18 protein-coding genes are annotated in these 17,139 nt (G+C 65.7%); 3 read left to right on the top strand and 15 right to left on the bottom strand.

Annotated features, from left to right (window positions below; all coding sequences use genetic code 11):
• Window positions 1-13: 13 nt before the first annotated feature.
• The 5 genes from fkpB to murJ form a co-directional block, all read right to left on the bottom strand.
• Complete coding sequence (gene fkpB / locus AC3B6A_RS04535) at window positions 14-466, bottom strand: FKBP-type peptidyl-prolyl cis-trans isomerase (protein ID WP_488401114.1); 453 nt, start codon at window positions 464-466, stop codon at window positions 14-16.
• Window positions 459-962 (bottom strand): signal peptidase II, encoded by a 504-nt coding sequence (gene lspA / locus AC3B6A_RS04530; RefSeq protein WP_488401113.1) that lies wholly within the window; start codon window positions 960-962, stop codon window positions 459-461. The genes fkpB and lspA overlap by 8 nt, the downstream gene beginning before the upstream one ends.
• Window positions 955-3,789 carry an isoleucine--tRNA ligase gene (gene ileS / locus AC3B6A_RS04525; RefSeq protein ID WP_488401112.1) on the bottom strand — a complete coding sequence of 945 codons (2,835 nt, stop codon included), beginning with the start codon at window positions 3,787-3,789 and terminating at the stop codon, window positions 955-957. Before ileS ends, lspA begins: the two co-directional genes overlap by 8 nt.
• A 21-nt stretch (window positions 3,790-3,810) precedes the next feature.
• A complete protein-coding gene (ribF, locus tag AC3B6A_RS04520) occupies window positions 3,811-4,749 on the bottom strand; it encodes a bifunctional riboflavin kinase/FAD synthetase (protein ID WP_488401111.1) in 939 nt (312 codons plus the stop codon).
• Between the two features lie 103 nt (window positions 4,750-4,852).
• Window positions 4,853-6,391, bottom strand: a complete 1,539-nt coding sequence (gene murJ / locus AC3B6A_RS04515) for a murein biosynthesis integral membrane protein MurJ (RefSeq protein WP_488401110.1) — start codon at window positions 6,389-6,391, stop codon at window positions 4,853-4,855.
• Between the two features lie 253 nt (window positions 6,392-6,644).
• On the opposite strand from murJ, the gene rpsT reads away from it, so the two are divergent.
• The gene (gene rpsT / locus AC3B6A_RS04510) at window positions 6,645-6,914 is read left to right on the top strand and encodes a 30S ribosomal protein S20 (protein ID WP_009617555.1); all 270 of its coding nucleotides are present in this window, start codon (window positions 6,645-6,647) and stop codon (window positions 6,912-6,914) included.
• 139 nt (window positions 6,915-7,053) lie between these two features.
• On the opposite strand, the gene AC3B6A_RS04505 is transcribed toward rpsT, so the two are convergent.
• The 5 genes from AC3B6A_RS04505 to rplU all read right to left on the bottom strand — a co-directional run bounded on the left by AC3B6A_RS04505 (window position 7,054) and on the right by rplU (window position 10,671).
• Entirely contained in the window at window positions 7,054-7,509 is a 456-nt protein-coding gene (locus AC3B6A_RS04505) for a CreA family protein (RefSeq protein WP_488401109.1), read from the bottom strand.
• 10 nt (window positions 7,510-7,519) lie between these two features.
• Window positions 7,520-8,638 carry a glutamate 5-kinase gene (gene proB, locus AC3B6A_RS04500; protein WP_488401108.1) on the bottom strand — a complete coding sequence of 373 codons (1,119 nt, stop codon included), beginning with the start codon at window positions 8,636-8,638 and terminating at the stop codon, window positions 7,520-7,522.
• A 61-nt stretch (window positions 8,639-8,699) separates the two neighbouring features.
• Entirely contained in the window at window positions 8,700-9,920 is a 1,221-nt protein-coding gene (gene cgtA / locus AC3B6A_RS04495; protein ID WP_488401107.1) for an Obg family GTPase CgtA, read from the bottom strand.
• A gap of 159 nt (window positions 9,921-10,079) precedes the next feature.
• Window positions 10,080-10,337, bottom strand: coding sequence for a 50S ribosomal protein L27 (rpmA, locus tag AC3B6A_RS04490; protein ID WP_009617551.1), 258 nt, complete (start codon window positions 10,335-10,337; stop codon window positions 10,080-10,082).
• Window positions 10,338-10,359: 22 nt separating this feature from the next.
• Window positions 10,360-10,671, bottom strand: coding sequence for a 50S ribosomal protein L21 (gene rplU, locus AC3B6A_RS04485; RefSeq protein ID WP_017521623.1), 312 nt, complete (start codon window positions 10,669-10,671; stop codon window positions 10,360-10,362).
• A gap of 241 nt (window positions 10,672-10,912) precedes the next feature.
• Here rplU and AC3B6A_RS04480 point away from each other — a divergent pair, with 241 nt between their 5' ends.
• Complete coding sequence (locus AC3B6A_RS04480; protein ID WP_488401106.1) at window positions 10,913-11,881, top strand: polyprenyl synthetase family protein; 969 nt, start codon at window positions 10,913-10,915, stop codon at window positions 11,879-11,881.
• A gap of 169 nt (window positions 11,882-12,050) precedes the next feature.
• On the top strand, window positions 12,051-12,275 hold the full coding sequence (locus AC3B6A_RS04475) for a PA4570 family protein (RefSeq protein WP_488401105.1): 225 nt from the start codon (window positions 12,051-12,053) through the stop codon (window positions 12,273-12,275).
• Window positions 12,276-12,405: 130 nt separating this feature from the next.
• Here AC3B6A_RS04475 and bamJ read toward each other — a convergent pair whose 3' ends face one another.
• From bamJ to AC3B6A_RS04450, 5 genes are all read right to left on the bottom strand, one after another.
• Window positions 12,406-13,023 carry a BamJ family beta-barrel-assembly machinery protein gene (gene bamJ, locus AC3B6A_RS04470; protein ID WP_488401104.1) on the bottom strand — a complete coding sequence of 206 codons (618 nt, stop codon included), beginning with the start codon at window positions 13,021-13,023 and terminating at the stop codon, window positions 12,406-12,408.
• 75 nt (window positions 13,024-13,098) lie between these two features.
• Window positions 13,099-13,395: a DUF6482 family protein gene (locus AC3B6A_RS04465; RefSeq protein WP_488401103.1), complete on the bottom strand. Its 297-nt coding sequence runs from the start codon at window positions 13,393-13,395 to the stop codon at window positions 13,099-13,101.
• A gap of 124 nt (window positions 13,396-13,519) precedes the next feature.
• Window positions 13,520-14,014, bottom strand: coding sequence for a TIGR00645 family protein (locus AC3B6A_RS04460; RefSeq protein ID WP_488401102.1), 495 nt, complete (start codon window positions 14,012-14,014; stop codon window positions 13,520-13,522).
• 132 nt (window positions 14,015-14,146) lie between these two features.
• Window positions 14,147-14,488, bottom strand: a complete 342-nt coding sequence (locus AC3B6A_RS04455) for a PA4575 family protein (RefSeq protein WP_488401101.1) — start codon at window positions 14,486-14,488, stop codon at window positions 14,147-14,149.
• A gap of 165 nt (window positions 14,489-14,653) precedes the next feature.
• Window positions 14,654-17,131, bottom strand: a complete 2,478-nt coding sequence (locus AC3B6A_RS04450; protein WP_488401100.1) for a Lon protease family protein — start codon at window positions 17,129-17,131, stop codon at window positions 14,654-14,656.
• Window positions 17,132-17,139: the final 8 nt, after the last annotated feature.

Below are 17,139 nucleotides of genomic sequence, written 5' to 3'. Positions count from 1 at the left end.
AGCCGGTCAGAGGTCAGGCTGGTTGAACGTCGATAATATCGACTTCGAACGCCAGGGTTTTGCCGGCCAGCGGATGGTTGAAGTCGATGGTGACGGTCTGCTCGTCGAAGGCTTTGACGACGCCCGGCAGTTCGGTCTTGGCGGCGTCGTTGAAGATCACCAGCAGGCCCTCGGCCAGCTCCATGTCCTCGAATTGATCGCGCGGCATCACCTGCACGTTGGCCGGGTTCGGCTGGCCGAAGCCCTGCTCCGGCTCGATGCCCAGGGTGCGCTTGTCGCCCGCCTTGAGGCCGTAGAGCGCCTGCTCGAAGCCCGGCAGCAGGTTGCCGTCGCCGACCTTGAAGGTCGCCGGCTGCTTGTCGAAGGTGCTGTCGACGACGTTGCCGTCTTCCAGCTTGAGGGCGAAATGCAGGGTGACCTGGGTGTCCGCGCCAATGCGCTGAATGGTTTCAGAAGTCTCAGCCATGGGCGGCCTCTCCGGATTTCTTCGATTTGAACATGTCCAGCGCCAGCATGATGGCGCCGATGGTAATGGCGCTGTCGGCCAGGTTGAACGCCGGGAAATACCAGCGGTTCTGCCAGTGCACCAGGATGAAGTCGATCACGTGGCCGAGCACGATGCGGTCGTACAGGTTGCCCAGCGCGCCGCCCAGCACCAGGGCCAGGGCGATGGCCAGCCAGGTCTCGCCGCGCTTCAGGCGCTTGAGCCAGACCAGCAGCACGATGCTGACCACGATGGCGATCAGGGCGAACAGCCAGCGCTGCCAGCCCGAGCTGTCGGCCAGGAAGCTGAACGCCGCGCCGGTGTTGTAGGCCAGGGTCCAGCTGAACAGGTCGGGGATCACCACGATCTGCTGGTACATGGTCAGCTCGGCCTGGAAGAAGGCCTTGCTGGCCTGGTCCAGCACCAGCACCAGCACGGTGATCCACAGCCAGCCAAGACGGCCGAAACGATCAGGCATAGTGACGGACCTCGCCGGCGCCCTCGATGTTCTCGACGCAGCGGCCGCACAGTTCCGGGTGCTCGGCGTGGCTGCCAACGTCGGCACGGAAGTGCCAGCAGCGGCCGCACTTGGCGTGGGCGGACTTGGCCACCTTCAGCTTCAGGCCCGGCAGCTCGCTGTCCACCGCGTCGGCCGGTGCGTCGGCCAGCGGCGCGACGGTGGCGGCGGAGGTGATCAGCACGAAGCGCAGCTCGTTGCCCAGCTTCTCCAGGCGCTTGGCCAGGGAGTCCTCGGCGTAGAGGGTGATCTCGGCCTGCAGGTTGCCGCCGATGGTCTTGGCGCTGCGCTGGTTCTCCAGTTCCTTGTTCACCGCAGCCTTGGCCGCCATGACTTCGTCCCAGTAGGCGCGGTCCAGCTCGGCGTCGGCCGGCAGTTCGGAGAGGCCTTCGTACCAGGTGGTCAGCATCACCGACTCGGCGCGCTCGCCCGGCAGGAAGCTCCAGATTTCCTCGGCGGTGAACGCCAGGATCGGCGCGATCCAGCGCACCAGCGCCTCGGCGATGTGGAACAGCGCGGTCTGGCAGGAACGGCGGGCGACGCTGTTTTCCTGGGTGGTGTACTGGCGGTCCTTGATGATGTCCAGGTAGAAGCCGCCCAGCTCCTGCACGCAGAAGTTGTGCACCTTGGAGTAGACGTTCCAGAAGCGGTAGTCGCGGTAGGCCTCTTCCAGCTCGCGCTGCAGCAGCAGGGCGCGGTCGATGGCCCAGCGATCCAGGGCCAGCAGCTGGTCGTTGGGCAGCAGGTCCTTGGCCGGGTCGAAGCCGGACAGGTTGGAAAGCAGGAAGCGCGCGGTGTTGCGGATGCGGCGATAGGCATCGGCGCTGCGCTGCAGGATGGTCTGGGAAACCGCCATCTCGCCCGAGTAGTCGGTGGCGGAAACCCACAGGCGCAGGATGTCGGCGCCCAGGCTGTCGGTGACCTGCTGCGGGGCGATCACGTTGCCCAGGGACTTGGACATCTTGCGGCCCGACTCGTCCACGGTGAAGCCGTGGGTCAGCAGCTGGCGGTACGGCGCGTGGCCGTCGATGGCGCAGCCGGTCAGCAAGGAGGAGTGGAACCAGCCGCGGTGCTGGTCGGAGCCTTCCAGGTAGAGGTCGGCGGCCGGACCGCTGGCGTGGCCCAGTTCGGCGTGGGAGCCGCGCAGCACGTGCCAGTGGGTGGTACCGGAGTCGAACCAGACGTCCAGGGTGTCGTTGATCTTGTCGTACTGCGCGGCTTCATCGCCCAGCAGTTCGGCGGCGTCGAGCTTGAACCAGGCCTCGATGCCTGACTGCTCGACGCGCTGGGCGACGGCTTCCATCAGCTCGACGGTGCGCGGGTGCAGCTCGCCGGTGGCCTTGTGCAGGAAGAACGGGATCGGCACGCCCCAGTTGCGCTGGCGCGAGATGCACCAGTCCGGACGGCCGGCGATCATGCCGTGCAGGCGCGCCTGGCCCCAGTTGGGCACGAATTCGGTCCGGGTGATGGCCTGCAGCGCGCGCTCGCGCAGGGTGGCGCCGGCTTCCGGCTGCTTGTCCATGCCGACGAACCATTGCGCGGTGGCGCGGTAGATCAGCGGGGTCTTGTGCCGCCAGCAGTGCATGTAGCTGTGGCTGATGCTGGCGTGCTTGAGCAGCGCGCCGACTTCATCGAGCTTGGCGACGATGGCCGGGTTGGCCTTCCAGATGAACTGGCCGCCGAAGAACGGCAGGTCAGACACATAGACGCCATTGCTCTGCACCGGGCTGAGAATGTCGTCGTTGCTCATGCCGTACTGCTTGCAGGTACGGAAGTCGTCCTCGCCGTAGGCCGGGGCGGAGTGCACCACGCCGGTGCCGGCGCCCAGCTCGACGTACTCGGCCAGGTAGACCGGCGAGAAGCGCTCGTAGAACGGGTGGCGGAAGCGGATCAGGTCCAGCGCTTCACCTTGCGCGGTGGCGATGACCTGGCCTTCCAGGCCGTAGCGTTGCAGACAGGACTCGACCAGCTCCTCGGCCAGCACCAGCAGGCGCGAACCGGTGTCGACCAGCGCGTAGGTGAATTCGGGGTGGACGTTCAGCGCCTGGTTGGCCGGGATGGTCCAGGGGGTGGTGGTCCAGATGACGATGGCGGTCGGCTTGGCCAGGCTGGCCAGGCCGAAGGCGGCGGCCAGCTTGTCGGCATCTTCCACCGGGAAGGCGACGTCGATGGCGTCGGACTTCTTGTCGGCGTATTCGACTTCCGCCTCGGCCAGGGCCGAACCGCAGTCGAAGCACCAGTTCACCGGCTTCAGGCCCTTGAACACGAAGCCCTGCTTGACCATCTCGGCGAGGGCGCGGATTTCGCCGGCCTCGTTGGAGAAGTTCATGGTCTTGTAGGGGTTGTCCCACTCGCCCAGCACGCCCAGGCGGATGAAGTCGGCCTTCTGCCCTTCGATCTGCTCGGCGGCGTATTCGCGGCACAGCTCGCGGGTCTTGTCCGCCGGCAGGTTCTTGCCGTGGGTGGTCTCGACCTTGTGCTCGATCGGCAGGCCGTGGCAGTCCCAGCCCGGCACGTAGGGGGCGTCGTAGCCGGCCAGGGTCTTGGAACGAACGATGATGTCCTTGAGGATCTTGTTGACCGCGTGACCGATGTGGATGCTGCCGTTGGCGTAGGGCGGGCCATCGTGCAGGATGAATTTCGGGCGACCTTCGCCAATCTTCCGCAGCTTCTGGTACAGGCCAATGTCGTTCCAGAGCTTCAGGGTCTGCGGCTCGCGCTGCGGCAGGCCGGCTTTCATCGGGAAGTCGGTTTCGGGAAGGTTCAGAGTGGCTTTGTAATCGGTCATCTCAGGGCCTGTTCAGGATCTTCAATCAAGCGGTTGGCCCAGCCAGTAGGCCCGGGCGGCGGCGATGTCGGCGAGGATGGCCGCCTTGAGTGCCTCGAGCGAGGCAAAACGCTGCTCATCACGCAGCTTCTGGTGGAACGTGATATCCAGGTGCTGGCCGTACAGGTCGCCGGAGAAATCCAGCAGATGCACTTCCAGGTGGGGCCGGCCATCGCCATTCACCGAAGGCCGGGTGCCGATGTTGGCGACCCCGTTGCAGCGCTGGCCAGCCACCATAGTGCTGACCAGGTAAACCCCATTGAGCGGCGCCTTGCGGCGCTTGAGCTGGATGTTCGCGGTGGGCGAACCCAGGGTGCGGCCCAGCTTCTGCCCGTGCAGCACGCGGCCGCTCAGGCGGTACGGACGGCCCAGCAGGCGCCCGACCGTGTGCAGGTCGCCGTCGGCCAGGTCCTGGCGGATGCGCGAGCTGCTCACCCGCGCACCATCGACTTCCACGGTGGTGGCGGCCTCGACGGTGAAGCCCTGCTCCGCGCTGGCGTTGACCAGGAAGGCGAAGTCGCCGGAGCGGTCGCAGCCGAAGCGGAAGTCGTCGCCCACTTCCAGGTGGCGGACCCGCAGGCCTTCCACCAGCACCTGGCGGACGAACTCGGCGGCCGACAGCTCGCGCAGGCGGCGGTTGAAGGTCAGGCAGAGGACGAAGTCCACGCCCTGCCCGCGCAGCAGCTCGAGCTTCTCGCGCAGGCGGGTCAGGCGCACCGGCGCGGCGTCCGGGGCGAAGTACTCGCGCGGCTGCGGCTCGAAGATCACCACGCAGCTGGGCACGCCCAGCTCCAGCGAACGCTCGCGCAGACGCCCCAGGATCGCCTGGTGGCCGAGATGGACGCCGTCGAAGTTACCGATGGTGGCGACACAGCCCCCGGACAGGGGCCGCAGGTTGTGAAGGCCTCGAAGCAGCTGCATAGCGCGCGTATTGCTCAGAAAGTGGTCGATTATACCCGCACCCGCCGCCGTGCGACAGGCAAAATGCCGTCGCCGGAAGCGGATGCAACCCTTTACCGCGGACTCAGGACACCGACCGCCGGGAAAAGTCCCGCAGACGGAAGCCGAGAAGCGCCAGCATACCGAAGTAGGCGACGATGCCGGCCGCCACCAGCGCGCCCAGGCGCACCAGGCGAATCGGCATGGCGCCCTGGTCCCAGGCCGGCATGACGTACATCATGCCGATCAGCACGGCAGACATCACCAGTACAGATACCACCAATTTGGCGATGAACCTGCCCCAGCCCGGCTGCGGGTCGAACAGCCGGTGCTTGCGCAGTTGCCAGTAAAGAAGACCGGCGTTCAGGCAGGCCGCCAGGCTGATCGCCAGGGCCAGCCCGGCATGCTTGAGCGGGCCGATGAACACCAGGTTCATCAGCTGGGTGGAGACCAGGGTGAACAGTGCGATCTTCACCGGCGTCTTGATGTTCTGCCGCGCGTAGAAGCCCGGCGCCAGCACCTTCACCAGGATGATGCCGAGCAGGCCGACGGCGTAGGCGATCAGCGCGCGCTGTGTCATCAGCGCGTCGTGGGCGCTGAACTTGCCGTACTGGAACAGCGCGACGGTCAGCGGTTCGGCGATCACCGCCAGGGCCAGGGAGCACGGCAGCGCCAGCAGGAAGCACAGGCGCAGGCCCCAGTCCATCAGCCGCGAATACTCGTGGCGGTCATCGCTGGCGTAGGTCTTGGCCAGCGACGGCAGCAGGATGGTGCCCAGCGCCACGCCGAGCACCCCGGACGGCAGCTCCATCAGGCGGTCCGCGTAGTACATCCAGGACACGGAGCCGGCGACCAGGAAGGAGGCGAAGATGGTGTTGATGATCAGCGAGATCTGGCTGACCGAGACGCCGAGGATCGCCGGCCCCATCTGTTTCAGCACGCGCCAGACGCCCGAGTCGCGCAGGTTGATGCGCGGCAGCACCAGCATGCCGATCTTCCTCAGGTGCGGCAGCTGGTAGAGCAGCTGCGCCAGGCCACCGGCCAGCACCGCCCAGCCCAGCGCCATGATCGGCGGGTCGAAGTACGGCGTGAGGAACAGCGAGAACAGGATCATGCTGACGTTCAGCAGCGTCGGCACGAAGGCCGGCACCGAGAAGCGGTTCCAGGTGTTGAGGATCGCCCCCGCCAGGGAGGCCAGCGAGATCAGCAGAATATAAGGAAAGGTCACCCGCAGCAGGGCACTGGTGAGTTCGAACTTCTCCGGCGTATCGACGAAGCCGGGCGCCGTCACCCAGATCACCCAGGGCGCGGCAAGGATGCCCAGCGCGGTGACCAGCGCCAGGATCAGGGTCAGCAGGCCGGACACATAAGCGACGAAGGTGCGGGTCGCCTCCTCGCCCTGCTGGGTCTTGTACTCGGCCAGGATCGGCACAAAGGCCTGGGAGAAGGCGCCCTCGGCGAAGATGCGGCGCAGCAGGTTGGGCAGCTTGAAGGCGACGAAGAAGGCGTCGGTGGCCATGCCGGCGCCGAACATGCGCGCGACGATGGTGTCGCGCACGAAGCCGAGCACCCGCGAGATCATGGTCATCGAGCTGACCGCGGCCAGCGACTTGAGTAGGTTCATAGCGTCCAAAACGGGTAGAATCGCCGCCCCGGCCGGGCGCGGCGCTGGCACCGAGCGATTGCTCGCCCGCCAGGCGAAGCGCAGCAGTGTAGGGCCGCGGGCCGAATAAATCACCCCGTCCGCCGCTCGGTGCGCGCCCGTCGCGCCACTCGTCGGAGGCTCTCCATACCCTTGACAAGCCTCTGATGCGACGGCATCATTCGCGGCCTTAATTTATTCGCAACATCCCAAGTTTTTCTCGAGGAGCTCGACGGTGGCCAACACACCTTCCGCCAAAAAACGCGCCAAACAGGCTGAGAAGCGTCGCAGCCACAACGCCAGCCTGCGTTCCATGGTTCGTACCTACATCAAGAACGTAGTCAAAGCAGTCGACGCCAAGGACCTGCCGAAGGCCCAGGCCGCTCTGGTTGCCGCCGTACCGGTCATCGACCGCATGGCCGACAAAGGCATCATCCACAAGAACAAGGCCGCTCGTCACAAGAGCCGCCTGAACGCCCACGTGAAGGCCCTGGCCACCGCGTAAGCGTTCCGTTCTTGAAAAACCGGCCCCAGGGCCGGTTTTTTATTGCCTGCAATTCATCCAAGCGAAGATATCCACAGGCAGCGCTTTCCGCGGACAAAAAGAAAGGGCGGTCACCCGCCCTTCTCGCTGTTCTTCCCGGTTATTTCGCCGGCCACGGCATGATCGGAATCGCCGTCACCGCGTTCTGCGGACTGCCCTCGATCACCCGGTCGCTGTAGACCAGATAGACCAGCGTATTGCGCTTCTCGTCGAAGAAGCGCACCACCTGCATGGTCTTGAACACCAGCGAGGTGCGCTGCTTGAACACTTCCTCGCCATCCTTGAGCTCGCCGACGAAGCGGATCGGCCCGACCTGGCGGCAGGAGATCGACGCCTCGGCGCGATCCTCCGCCAACCCCAGCCCGCCCTTCACTCCGCCGGTCTTGGCGCGGGACAAGTAGCAGCTGACGCCCTCGACCTTGGGATCGTCGAACGCCTCGACCACGATCTTGTCGTTGGGCCCGACCCACTTGAAGACCGTGGACACTTCACCGATCTCATCGGCACCCGCCAGCAGCGGCAGCAGCATCAGCGCCGCCATCAATCCCTTGCGCATGGACACCTCCTCAGACGAGCACCAGGTTGTCGCGATGCACCAGCTCCGGCCCGTCGACATAGCCGAGCAGGCCCTCGATGGCGTCGGTCGGCTGGCCGATGATCTTCTGCGCCTCGAGGGCGCTGTAGTTGGCCAGGCCACGGGCGATTTCGCGCCCCCGCTGATCCACGCAAACCACCATCTCGCCGCGGCGGAAGCTGCCCTGCACGGCCCTCACCCCCACCGGCAGCAGGCTCTTGTGGTCCTGGGCAAGCGCCTTCACGGCGCCATCGTCCAGCACCAGGGTGCCACGCATCTGCAGGTGGCCGGCCAGCCACTGCTTGCGCGCCGCCTTGCGGCTCTGCTCAGGGGTCAGCAGGGTGCCGAGGCGCTCGCCGGAGCGCAGGCGATCCAGCACACGCTCGATACGCCCGCCGACGATCACCGTATGCGCACCGGAACGTGCCGCCAGGCGCGCCGCGCGCAGCTTGGTCTGCATGCCGCCACGCCCCAGCGCGCCAGCGCTGCCGCCCGCCACCGCATCGAGCTGCGCATCGTCGGCGCGCGCCTCGAAGATCAGCTGGGCATCGGGATTGTTGCGCGGATCGGCATCGAACATGCCGTCGCGATCGGTGAGGATCACCAGCAGGTCGGCCTCGACCAGGTTGGCCACCAGCGCCGCCAGGGTGTCGTTGTCGCCGAAGCGGATCTCGTCGGTGACCACGGTGTCGTTCTCGTTGATCACCGGGATCACGCCAAGATCGACCAGGGTGCGCAGGGTGTTGCGCGCATTCAGGTAACGCTTGCGGTCCGAGAGATCATCATGGGTCAGCAGGACCTGGGCGCTCTGCAGGCTGTGCACGCCGAAGCTGGACTCCCAGGCCTGCACCAGCCCCATCTGCCCCACCGCGGCGGCCGCCTGCAGCTCGTGCATGTCGCTGGGCCGGGAAACCCAACCCAGCCGGCTCATGCCCGCCGCCACGGCACCAGAGGACACCAGCACCAGCTCGACACCCGCGCAGTGCAGCGCGACCATCTGCTCGACCCACACCGCCATGGCCTCGCGGTCCAGACCACGACCGTCGGCGGTCAGCAACGCACTGCCAATCTTGACGACCCAGCGCTTGGCGCCGGTTACCTTCTCACGCATACCCTCAACCTTAGAAGTCAGGCTTCACACGTTTCATCCGGGCCGGCAGGCGCCGCTCCGATCAAGGCACGTAGAAGATTTCCGGCCCGTCGCCGTCGTCTTCGTCATCCTCGAAATCATCATCATCCAGATCATCGGCATTCTTCAGGCCGGCACGGCGCAGGGCGCGCGCATCGTCCAGCGCCTGCAGACGGGCACGGGCCTCGTCCTCGATACGCTGATCCAGCGCCGCCAGGGCTTCGCCATAGGCCGGCTCTTCCTCGATGCGCAGGGTGCGCTCGTCGAGGTACTTCATGATGTCCTGGCTCAGGGCCTCGGTGCCGTCACGCTCCAGGGCGGAGATCACGTAGACCGGACCTTCCCAGCCCAGACGCTCGACCACTGCCTGCTTGCGGCGCTCCTGCTCCTCGGGCTCGAGAATCTGGTCCATCTTGTTCAGCACCAGCCAGCGATCACGCTCGGTCAGCGCCGGGCTGAATTTCTCCAGCTCGTTGACGATGGTTTCCGCGGCATCGGCCGGATCGCTCTCGTCCAGCGGCGCCATGTCGACGATGTGCAGCAGCAGGCGGGTACGCGCCAGGTGCTTGAGGAAGCGGATACCCAGGCCGGCGCCTTCGGCGGCGCCTTCGATCAGGCCCGGGATGTCGGCGACCACGAAGCTCTTGAAGCGGCCAACGCTGACCACGCCCAGGTTCGGCACCAGGGTGGTGAAGGGATAGTCGGCGACTTTCGGCTTGGCGGCGGATACCGCGCGGATGAAGGTGCTCTTGCCGGCGTTCGGCAGCCCCAGCAGACCGACGTCCGCCAGCACTTTCAGCTCCAGCTTGAGGTCACGCGCCTCGCCGGGCTTGCCCGGGGTGGTCTGGCGCGGCGCACGGTTGGTGCTGGACTTGAAGCGGGTATTGCCCAGGCCGTGCCAACCGCCCTGGGCAACCATCAGGCGCTGACCGGGAGCGGTCAGGTCGCCGATGATCTCATGGGTGCCGGCATCGATCACGGTGGTGCCGACCGGCACGGGCAGGACCAGATCGTCGCCCTTGGCGCCGGTGCAGTCCTTGCTGCCGCCGTTCTCGCCGCGCTGGGCGTCGAAACGACGGGTGTAGCGGTAGTCCACCAGGGTATTCAGGTTTTCGTCGGCCTCGAGGAACACCGAGCCGCCGTCGCCACCGTCACCGCCGTTGGGACCGCCTTTCTCGATGAACTTCTCGCGGCGGAAGCTCATGAGGCCGTTGCCGCCGTCACCGGCTTTCACGTGGATGGATACTTCGTCGACGAATTTCATTGCGAACGCCTCCCGCCGGACCGGCGGGTTGAAAATAAGAAAAGGAGCATAGGATACAGCCAAGTCCGCGCAAACGCCCGAACCGACAGCACCTCGCCTGGAAACGCCAGAAACAAAAAAGCCCCGTCGCGAGACAGGGCTTTTTCAGTGAGGGCTCGCTTAGGCAGCGACGACGCTTACGTAGCGACGGCCAAAGGCGCCTTTCACTTCGAACTTGATCACGCCGTCGATTTTCGCGAACAGGGTGTGATCCTTGCCCATGCCGACGCCGTAGCCAGCGTGGAACTGGGTACCGCGCTGACGCACGATGATGTTGCCTGCTTTCACAGCCTGGCTGCCGAACAGCTTCACGCCAAGGCGTTTACTTTCGGAATCGCGGCCGTTGCGGGTACTACCGCCAGCTTTTTTGTGTGCCATGAGTCAATCTCCTGAAAAGGAATTAGGCCTGGATGCCGGTGATTTTGATTTCAGTGAACCACTGGCGGTGGCCCTGACGCTTCATGTGGTGCTTGCGGCGGCGGAACTTGATGATGCGCACTTTGTCGTGACGACCGTGGGAAACCACTTCAGCGGTCACTTTCGCGCCTTCTACCACCGGCAGGCCGATCTTGACGTCATCGCCGTTGGCAACCAGCAGAACGCGATCCAGGTTGATCGCTTCGCCGGTGGCGACGTCGAGTTTCTCGACCTTGAGGAATTCGCCTTCGGTGACTTTGTATTGCTTGCCACCAGTAACAATTACTGCGTACATCTGGATGTCTCCGTTAGACCTGCTCACCCGACGCTTTATAGAAAGAGGAATCGGTCGGCATGGCTGCATGGGGCCGGAAGGGACGCCCGTGCAATTGCGTAAGGCAGGGTATGCCAGGGAAGTTCGGGGCCGCGATTGTACGCAAAGCGATGTCCCGGATCAAGCCTCATGGGGCCTTGCCTTGACAGCCCTACCCCCGGCACCTAGCATGCCGCGCAATCTACGAGGAGCGCTGTCTTTGATGCAACCCCAGGCTTTCTATCGCGTGGTGGCGGACGACTTCACCGCCGTCGACGGCATCATCCGTCGCCAACTCACTTCCCGCGTTCCCCTGGTGGAAAAGATCGGCGACTACATCATCTCCGCCGGCGGCAAGCGCCTGCGCCCGCTGCTGGTGCTGCTCTCGGGCAAGGCCCTGGGCTATTCGGGCGATGACCTGCAACTGCTGGCCGCCACCATCGAATTCCTGCACACCTCCACCCTGCTGCACGACGATGTGGTCGACGCCTCCGGCCTGCGCCGCGGCCGCGCCACCGCCAACGCCCAGTGGGGCAACGCGCCGAGCGTGCTGGTGGGCGACTTCCTCTATGCGCGCTCCTTCGAAATGATGGTCGAACTGGGCTCCATGCCGGTCATGCGCATCATTTCCCAGGCCACCCGGGTGATCGCCGAGGGCGAAGTGCTGCAGCTGTCCAAGGTCCGCGACGCCAGCACCACCGAAGAAACCTACATGGAAGTCATCCGCGGCAAGACCGCGATGCTCTTCGAAGCCTCCACCCACAGCGCCGCCGCGCTGGCCAACGCCCAGCCGGAACAGGCCGAGGCGCTGCGCCTGTTCGGTGACGCCCTGGGCATCGCCTTCCAGCTGGTGGACGACCTGCTCGACTACCGCGGCGACGCGGCCAGCCTGGGCAAGAACGTCGGCGATGACCTCGCCGAAGGCAAGCCCACCCTGCCGCTGATCGCCACCATGCGCGACGGCACCCCGGAGCAGGCCACGCTGGTGCGCAAGGCCATCCAGCAGGGCGGCAGCCAGGACCTGGAAGGCATCCGCGCCGCCGTCGAGGCCGCCGGCGCCCTGGACTACACCGCCAACCTGGCCCGCGAGTACGCCGCCCGCGCCATCGATTGCCTGAAGGTGCTGCCGGAAAGCGAATACCGCGCCGCGCTGACCGAACTGGCCGAGTTCGCCGTCGCCCGCACCCACTGATCCAGCGCTTTTCGAAAAGCCCGCCCCGGTTCGCCGCGGCGGGCTTTTTGTTGCCCATCCGCAAACCGAGGCAACAGATCGACGCCTGCGCAAGAAAATTTTCGATCCGGGCTTGCTATTGAGATAATAAGAATTATTCTCAACAAACGCTTTGCACGGAGGAACTGCCATGACCTACATGATCGACGCTTGGCTGGATCGCCCGCATCCCTACCTGCGCATCCTGCATCGGGATACCGGGGAAGTCTGCGCGGTGCTGGAAGAGGAAGCCCTGGAGGAACTGCGCGAGCAGGGCGGACTGGAGCTGTCCGAGCTGTCCACCAGCGAACCCGGGGTGCACAAGGAGCTGGTGCGCAACCTGTTCCTGTTCTGTTACGCCCGCGCGCTGCGCTGAAGTCACTGGACGGCGCCGGATGCACCGTCGGTGCTCCGCTGCCCGGGAAGCGGATGCACAAAGGGGCGCCGCAGCGCCCCTTTTCCTGCGGAGTCGCCAGGGACGGCACTCCGCAGCGAACCTCCGGGTATCAGAGGATTTCCAGCAGCTCGACGTCGAACACCAGCACGCTGTGCGGCGGGATGCTGCCGACGGCCTGGCCACCGTAGGCCAGTTCGCTCGGCACGTGCAGACGCCACTTGCTGCCGGCGTTCATCAGTTGCAGCGCCTCGACCCAGCCGGCGATCACGCCGCCCACCGGGAATTCCGCCGGCTGGCCACGCTCGTAGGAGCTGTCGAACACGGTGCCGTCGACCAGGGTGCCGTGGTAGTGGGTGCGCACGGTGTCCTCGCGGGACGGCTTGGCGCCTTCGCCGGTGACCAGCACTTCATACTGCAGGCCCGACGGCAGGACGGTCACGCCCTCGCGCTTGGCGTTGTCCACCAGGTACTCGCGGCCAACGGCGGCGGCGGCTTCGGCCTTCGCCTGGGCCTCTGCCTGCATGCGCTCGCGGATCACCTGGAAGCTGGCGGACAGGGCCTCGCCCGGTACACGGCTTTGCGCATCGGCATAGGCGTCGGACAGGCCGGCCAGGACGGCGTCGAGGGTCATGCCCGGAACCGGGTTCTGGCGCAGCTGGTCGCCCAGCTGGCGGCCGATGCCGTAGCTGACGCGGGCTTCGTCGGTGGAAAGGTTGAGTTCGCTCATGGCGGGCTCCGCTGGGGGTCGAAAAAAGGGCCGCCAGCCTAGCACAGAAGCGCCACCTGCCCTACCGGCGCCCGCCTAATGCAGCGGGATGGGCACGCCATCGCCGATATCGAGCTCGTCCTGCATGCCGACCATCTCGTCATGCACCACCGCGTGCACCAGGCGGAACGGCACCACCGGCAAGGCATGCAGCACCTCGCGGGCATGGGCGACGGAGCGCACGCTGAGCACATGGCCCAGTACGTCCTGGACCGGATAGAAACGGCCGCCCATCCGCGCTTCCAGCACATAGATGTCGCCCTCCAGCGACACCAGGTTGATCTCGTCGATATCCCCGGCAAGGGAGCGGTTGGTCAGTTCCTCGAGGTTCATGGGGCACCTCCTGCACATGGCTTCATGCAAAAAGTCTTGTACAGCCACCCGTCACCGCAAGCCGGAAACGCAGCCGCCCGTCCGTTTCACAACGGCCGGGCGGCTGCAGAAACATGAACCGGGGTCAGTGGTCCTCGCGCGTGAACCTGTCCAGGGAGCCCATGGCGAATGCGGAGAGGACGAAGGTGAGGTGGATGATCACGTACCACATCATCTTGTTGTCATCGACGTTCTGGGCGTCCATGAAGATGCGCAGCAGGTGGATCGAGGAGATCGCCACGATGGAGGCGGCCACCTTCTTCTTCAGCGAAGTGGCATCCATCTTGCCCAGCCAGTGGAGCTTCTCCTTGCTGTCGTTGATGTCCAGCTGCGACACGAAGTTCTCGTAGCCGGAGAACATCACCATCACCAGCAGGCCGCCGACCAGCGCCATGTCGATCAGCGACAACAGCAGCAGGATCAGGTCCGCCTCGGCGATCGCGAGGACGTTCGGCAGGATGTGGAAGATTTCCTGGAAGAACTTGATGGTCAGGGCCAGCAGCGCCAGCGACAGGCCGATATAGATGGGCGCCAGCAACCAGCGGGCGGCATACAGGGTGTTTTCGACGATACGTTCCATGGTATTCGCGGGATTATTTGGGAGAACCGCAGTATAGCCAACGGATATTTGCCGGCTGCCCGGCTTCACCGTGGACAAACGCGGCCCGCCACGGGAGCGCCGGGTGTCCCGCGGACCGGCCAGCGTTCCGCGTCAGGATTCCGGGTGGAACTGATAATTCCCGAGGTGGCGGCAACGCTCGCCGTTCAGGCGGCGCAACTCCGCCTGCAGGTGCAGTTGCCAGATCGGTGGGTCGGAAGCCTCGACATAGCCCTGCTGGGCCAGGCAGTCGGAAATCGCTTCGAGCACGCCCTCGGCGACGAAGGGCCCGAAGAACGGGCCTTGCGCCTTGATGGCGGTAGGTTGTGCGCCGGCCATGCCGGCCGCACACAACAGGGTCCAGAGTCCATTCTCTCCGGCCAGCGGCCTGATCGCGCATTCGATTCGCGTGGTCAGCCCCAGACAGGGGCGGATAAGGCAGAGGTTACGCGGCATGGCGGCACCCTCGCGGTTGTCCTGATTTTGAGACTACACCCAGGTTCCGACACGCGAAAGCGCCGTTTTATCCACGCCGATTGTGGATAAGCATGTGAACTGCGCGGGGGCAGGCACGTCGGAACGGCGCCCCGCGCGGCCTGGAGCCGGCTGGTCAGGTTCTGCTCAGTCGGCGTCTTTCTTCTTGCGCGCCCGCTCCTTCTCCACCGCAGCCTTCTCCGTCCTGGCCTTCGCGGCGGCTTCCCTGGCCGGTTTTTCCTTCTCGTCCTCGTCCATGCCCAGCTCGGAGATTTCCTTCAAGCGCTCGACGACGCGGGCATTCACGCTGCCTTTCGGGAAATTGCCCTTGGCGTCCGGCGCACCGGCCGGCTGGCCGACCAGCAGGCTCAGCGCCTCGTCGGCCTGGCGCACCGCATAGATATGGAACTGGCCGTTGCGCACCGCCTGCAGCACGCGCTCATCCAGCATCAGGGTGGAAACGTTGGAGCGCGGGATGATCACCCCCTGCTCGCCGGTCAGGCCGCGGGCCTCGCAGAGGCGGAAGAAGCCCTCGATCTTCTCGTTGACCCCGCCGACCGCCTGCACCTCGCCGAACTGGTTGATCGAGCCGGTGATGGCGAAGCACTGCCGCAGCGGCGTGCGCGACAGCGCGGAAATCAGCGTGCAGACCTCGCCCAGCGAGGCACTGTCGCCGTCCACGTAGCCGTAGGACTGCTCCAGGGCGATGCTCGCGGAAATCTCCAGCGGGAATTCCTGCGCATAGCGGCTGCCCAGGTAGCCGGTGAGGATCATCACGCCCTTGGAGTGAATCGGCTGGCCGAGGCTCACCTCGCGCTCGATGTCGACGATGCCGCTGCCGCCCGGGTAGACGGTGGCGGAAATCCGCGCCGGCACGCCGAAGGCCGAGTCACCCACCTCCAGCACGGTCAGGCCGTTGCACTTGCCGACGGCGGCGCCTTCGGTGTCGATCAGGATGATGCCGGCGAGCATGTCGTCGAGGATCCGTCCGGACACCCGTCCGGTGCGGGTTTCCTTGGCCTTCAGGGCGCGCTCGATGTGACCGAGGTCGGTCACCCCCTCGCTTGCCAGTTGGCGGATGAAGTCCGCCTCGCTGACCAGTTGGAACAAGTCGCTGATGCGCGCCGACAGGCGCCCCTGGTGCTCGGCCAGGCGCGCGCTGTAGGTCGCCAGGCGGGCGACGGCGGCACTGGTCAGCGGCGCCAGCCCCTCTTCCGAGGTGCGGGTCTTCAACAGCTGGGCGAACTGTTCGAGGCTGTCCTCGCCCAGCGGGATGTCCTCGTCGAAGTCCACCAGGACGCGGAACATCTCCTGGAAGTCCGGGTCCAGGTCCTGCAGCGTGTAATAGATCTGCCGCGAACCGATGATGATCACCTTGATGTTCAGCGGGATCACCTGCGGCGTCAGGCTCATGGCAGCCAGGCGGCCCAGTTCGGCCAGCGGCGACTCCATCTTCAGCTGGCGCGAGTGCAGCGCGCGCTTGAGCGCATCCCAGACGAACGGCTCGCTGAGCAGCTTCTCCGCCTCCAGCACCAGGAAGCCGCCGTTGGCGCGGTGCAGCGCGCCCGAGCGCAGCTGGCGGTAGCTGGTGTACAGCGCGCCCTGGTCGGAGGCGTATTCGATGCGGCCGAACAGGTTGTCGTAGGTCGGATGCGACTCGAAGATCACCGGCGCGCCGCCGGTGGCATGGTGGCCGATCACCTGGTTGGGCGCGTACTGCTCCTGCAGCCCCAGCTTGCGCTGCGGATCGGTGCGGTCCGAGTCCACCAGCTGGTCGACCACGGTCTTCAGCAGGTTCAGTTGCATCGCCTGCAGGTAGGCGCTGACCCCGGAGTTGTTGTTGTACTTCTCCACCAGCGGCGCCAGCAGCGGCTGCAGGGCCAGGGTGATGGTTTCCTCGTTGAGCTGGCGCAGCTGGTTGCTCGACTCGCGCTTCCACTGCGGCAGGCTGGCCAGTTCCTCGTTGAGGTGCTCCTCCAGCTCGGCGATATCGATGTGGAAGCGCTCGCGCTCGGCCTCGGGCAGCTGGGCGAACTCCGCTTCGTCCAGCGCCTTGCCGTCCTTCATCGGGGTGAAGGCGATGTTGGCGCTGTCGCGGTACAGCGCGACTTCCTTCTCCAGCGCCAGGCGCTCGACGGTGTCCAGCGCCTTGTCGTAGCGCTGGTTGAAGGCGCGGTCGATGGCGCTCTTCTTCTGCTGGTAGGCCGGGTTCTCGAAGACCGAGGGGAAGGTCGAGAGCAGGTTGTCGATCAGCAGATCGAGGTCGGCGCCGAAGTTCGCCGCGCTGCCCGGCGGCAGCTCGATGGCGCGCGGCTCGCGGGACTCGTCGAAGTTGTTGACGTAGACCCAGTCCGCCGGCGTCGGCAGGCGCTTGCCTTCGGCCTTCAGGTAGCGCTGCACGAACGAGAAGCGACCGGTCCCCGGCTCGCCCATGACGAACACGTTGTACCCCGGACGCGGCATCGCCACGCCGAACTGCAATGCCTCCACCGCGCGCTCCTGGCCGAGTACGCCGAGGAAGGGCTCCAGTTCGTCGGTGGTGGTGAAGGGAAACTGTTCGGGGAAGAAGGGGCGGGTCAGTTCATCGGGCGCCAGGCGCAGGCCTGCTGCAACGGAATCGGGCATCGGAAGTC

It is taken from the genome of Pseudomonas sp. B12(2026) (assembly GCF_057767015.1).
This window is presented reverse-complemented; position numbering and strand designations above follow the sequence as displayed.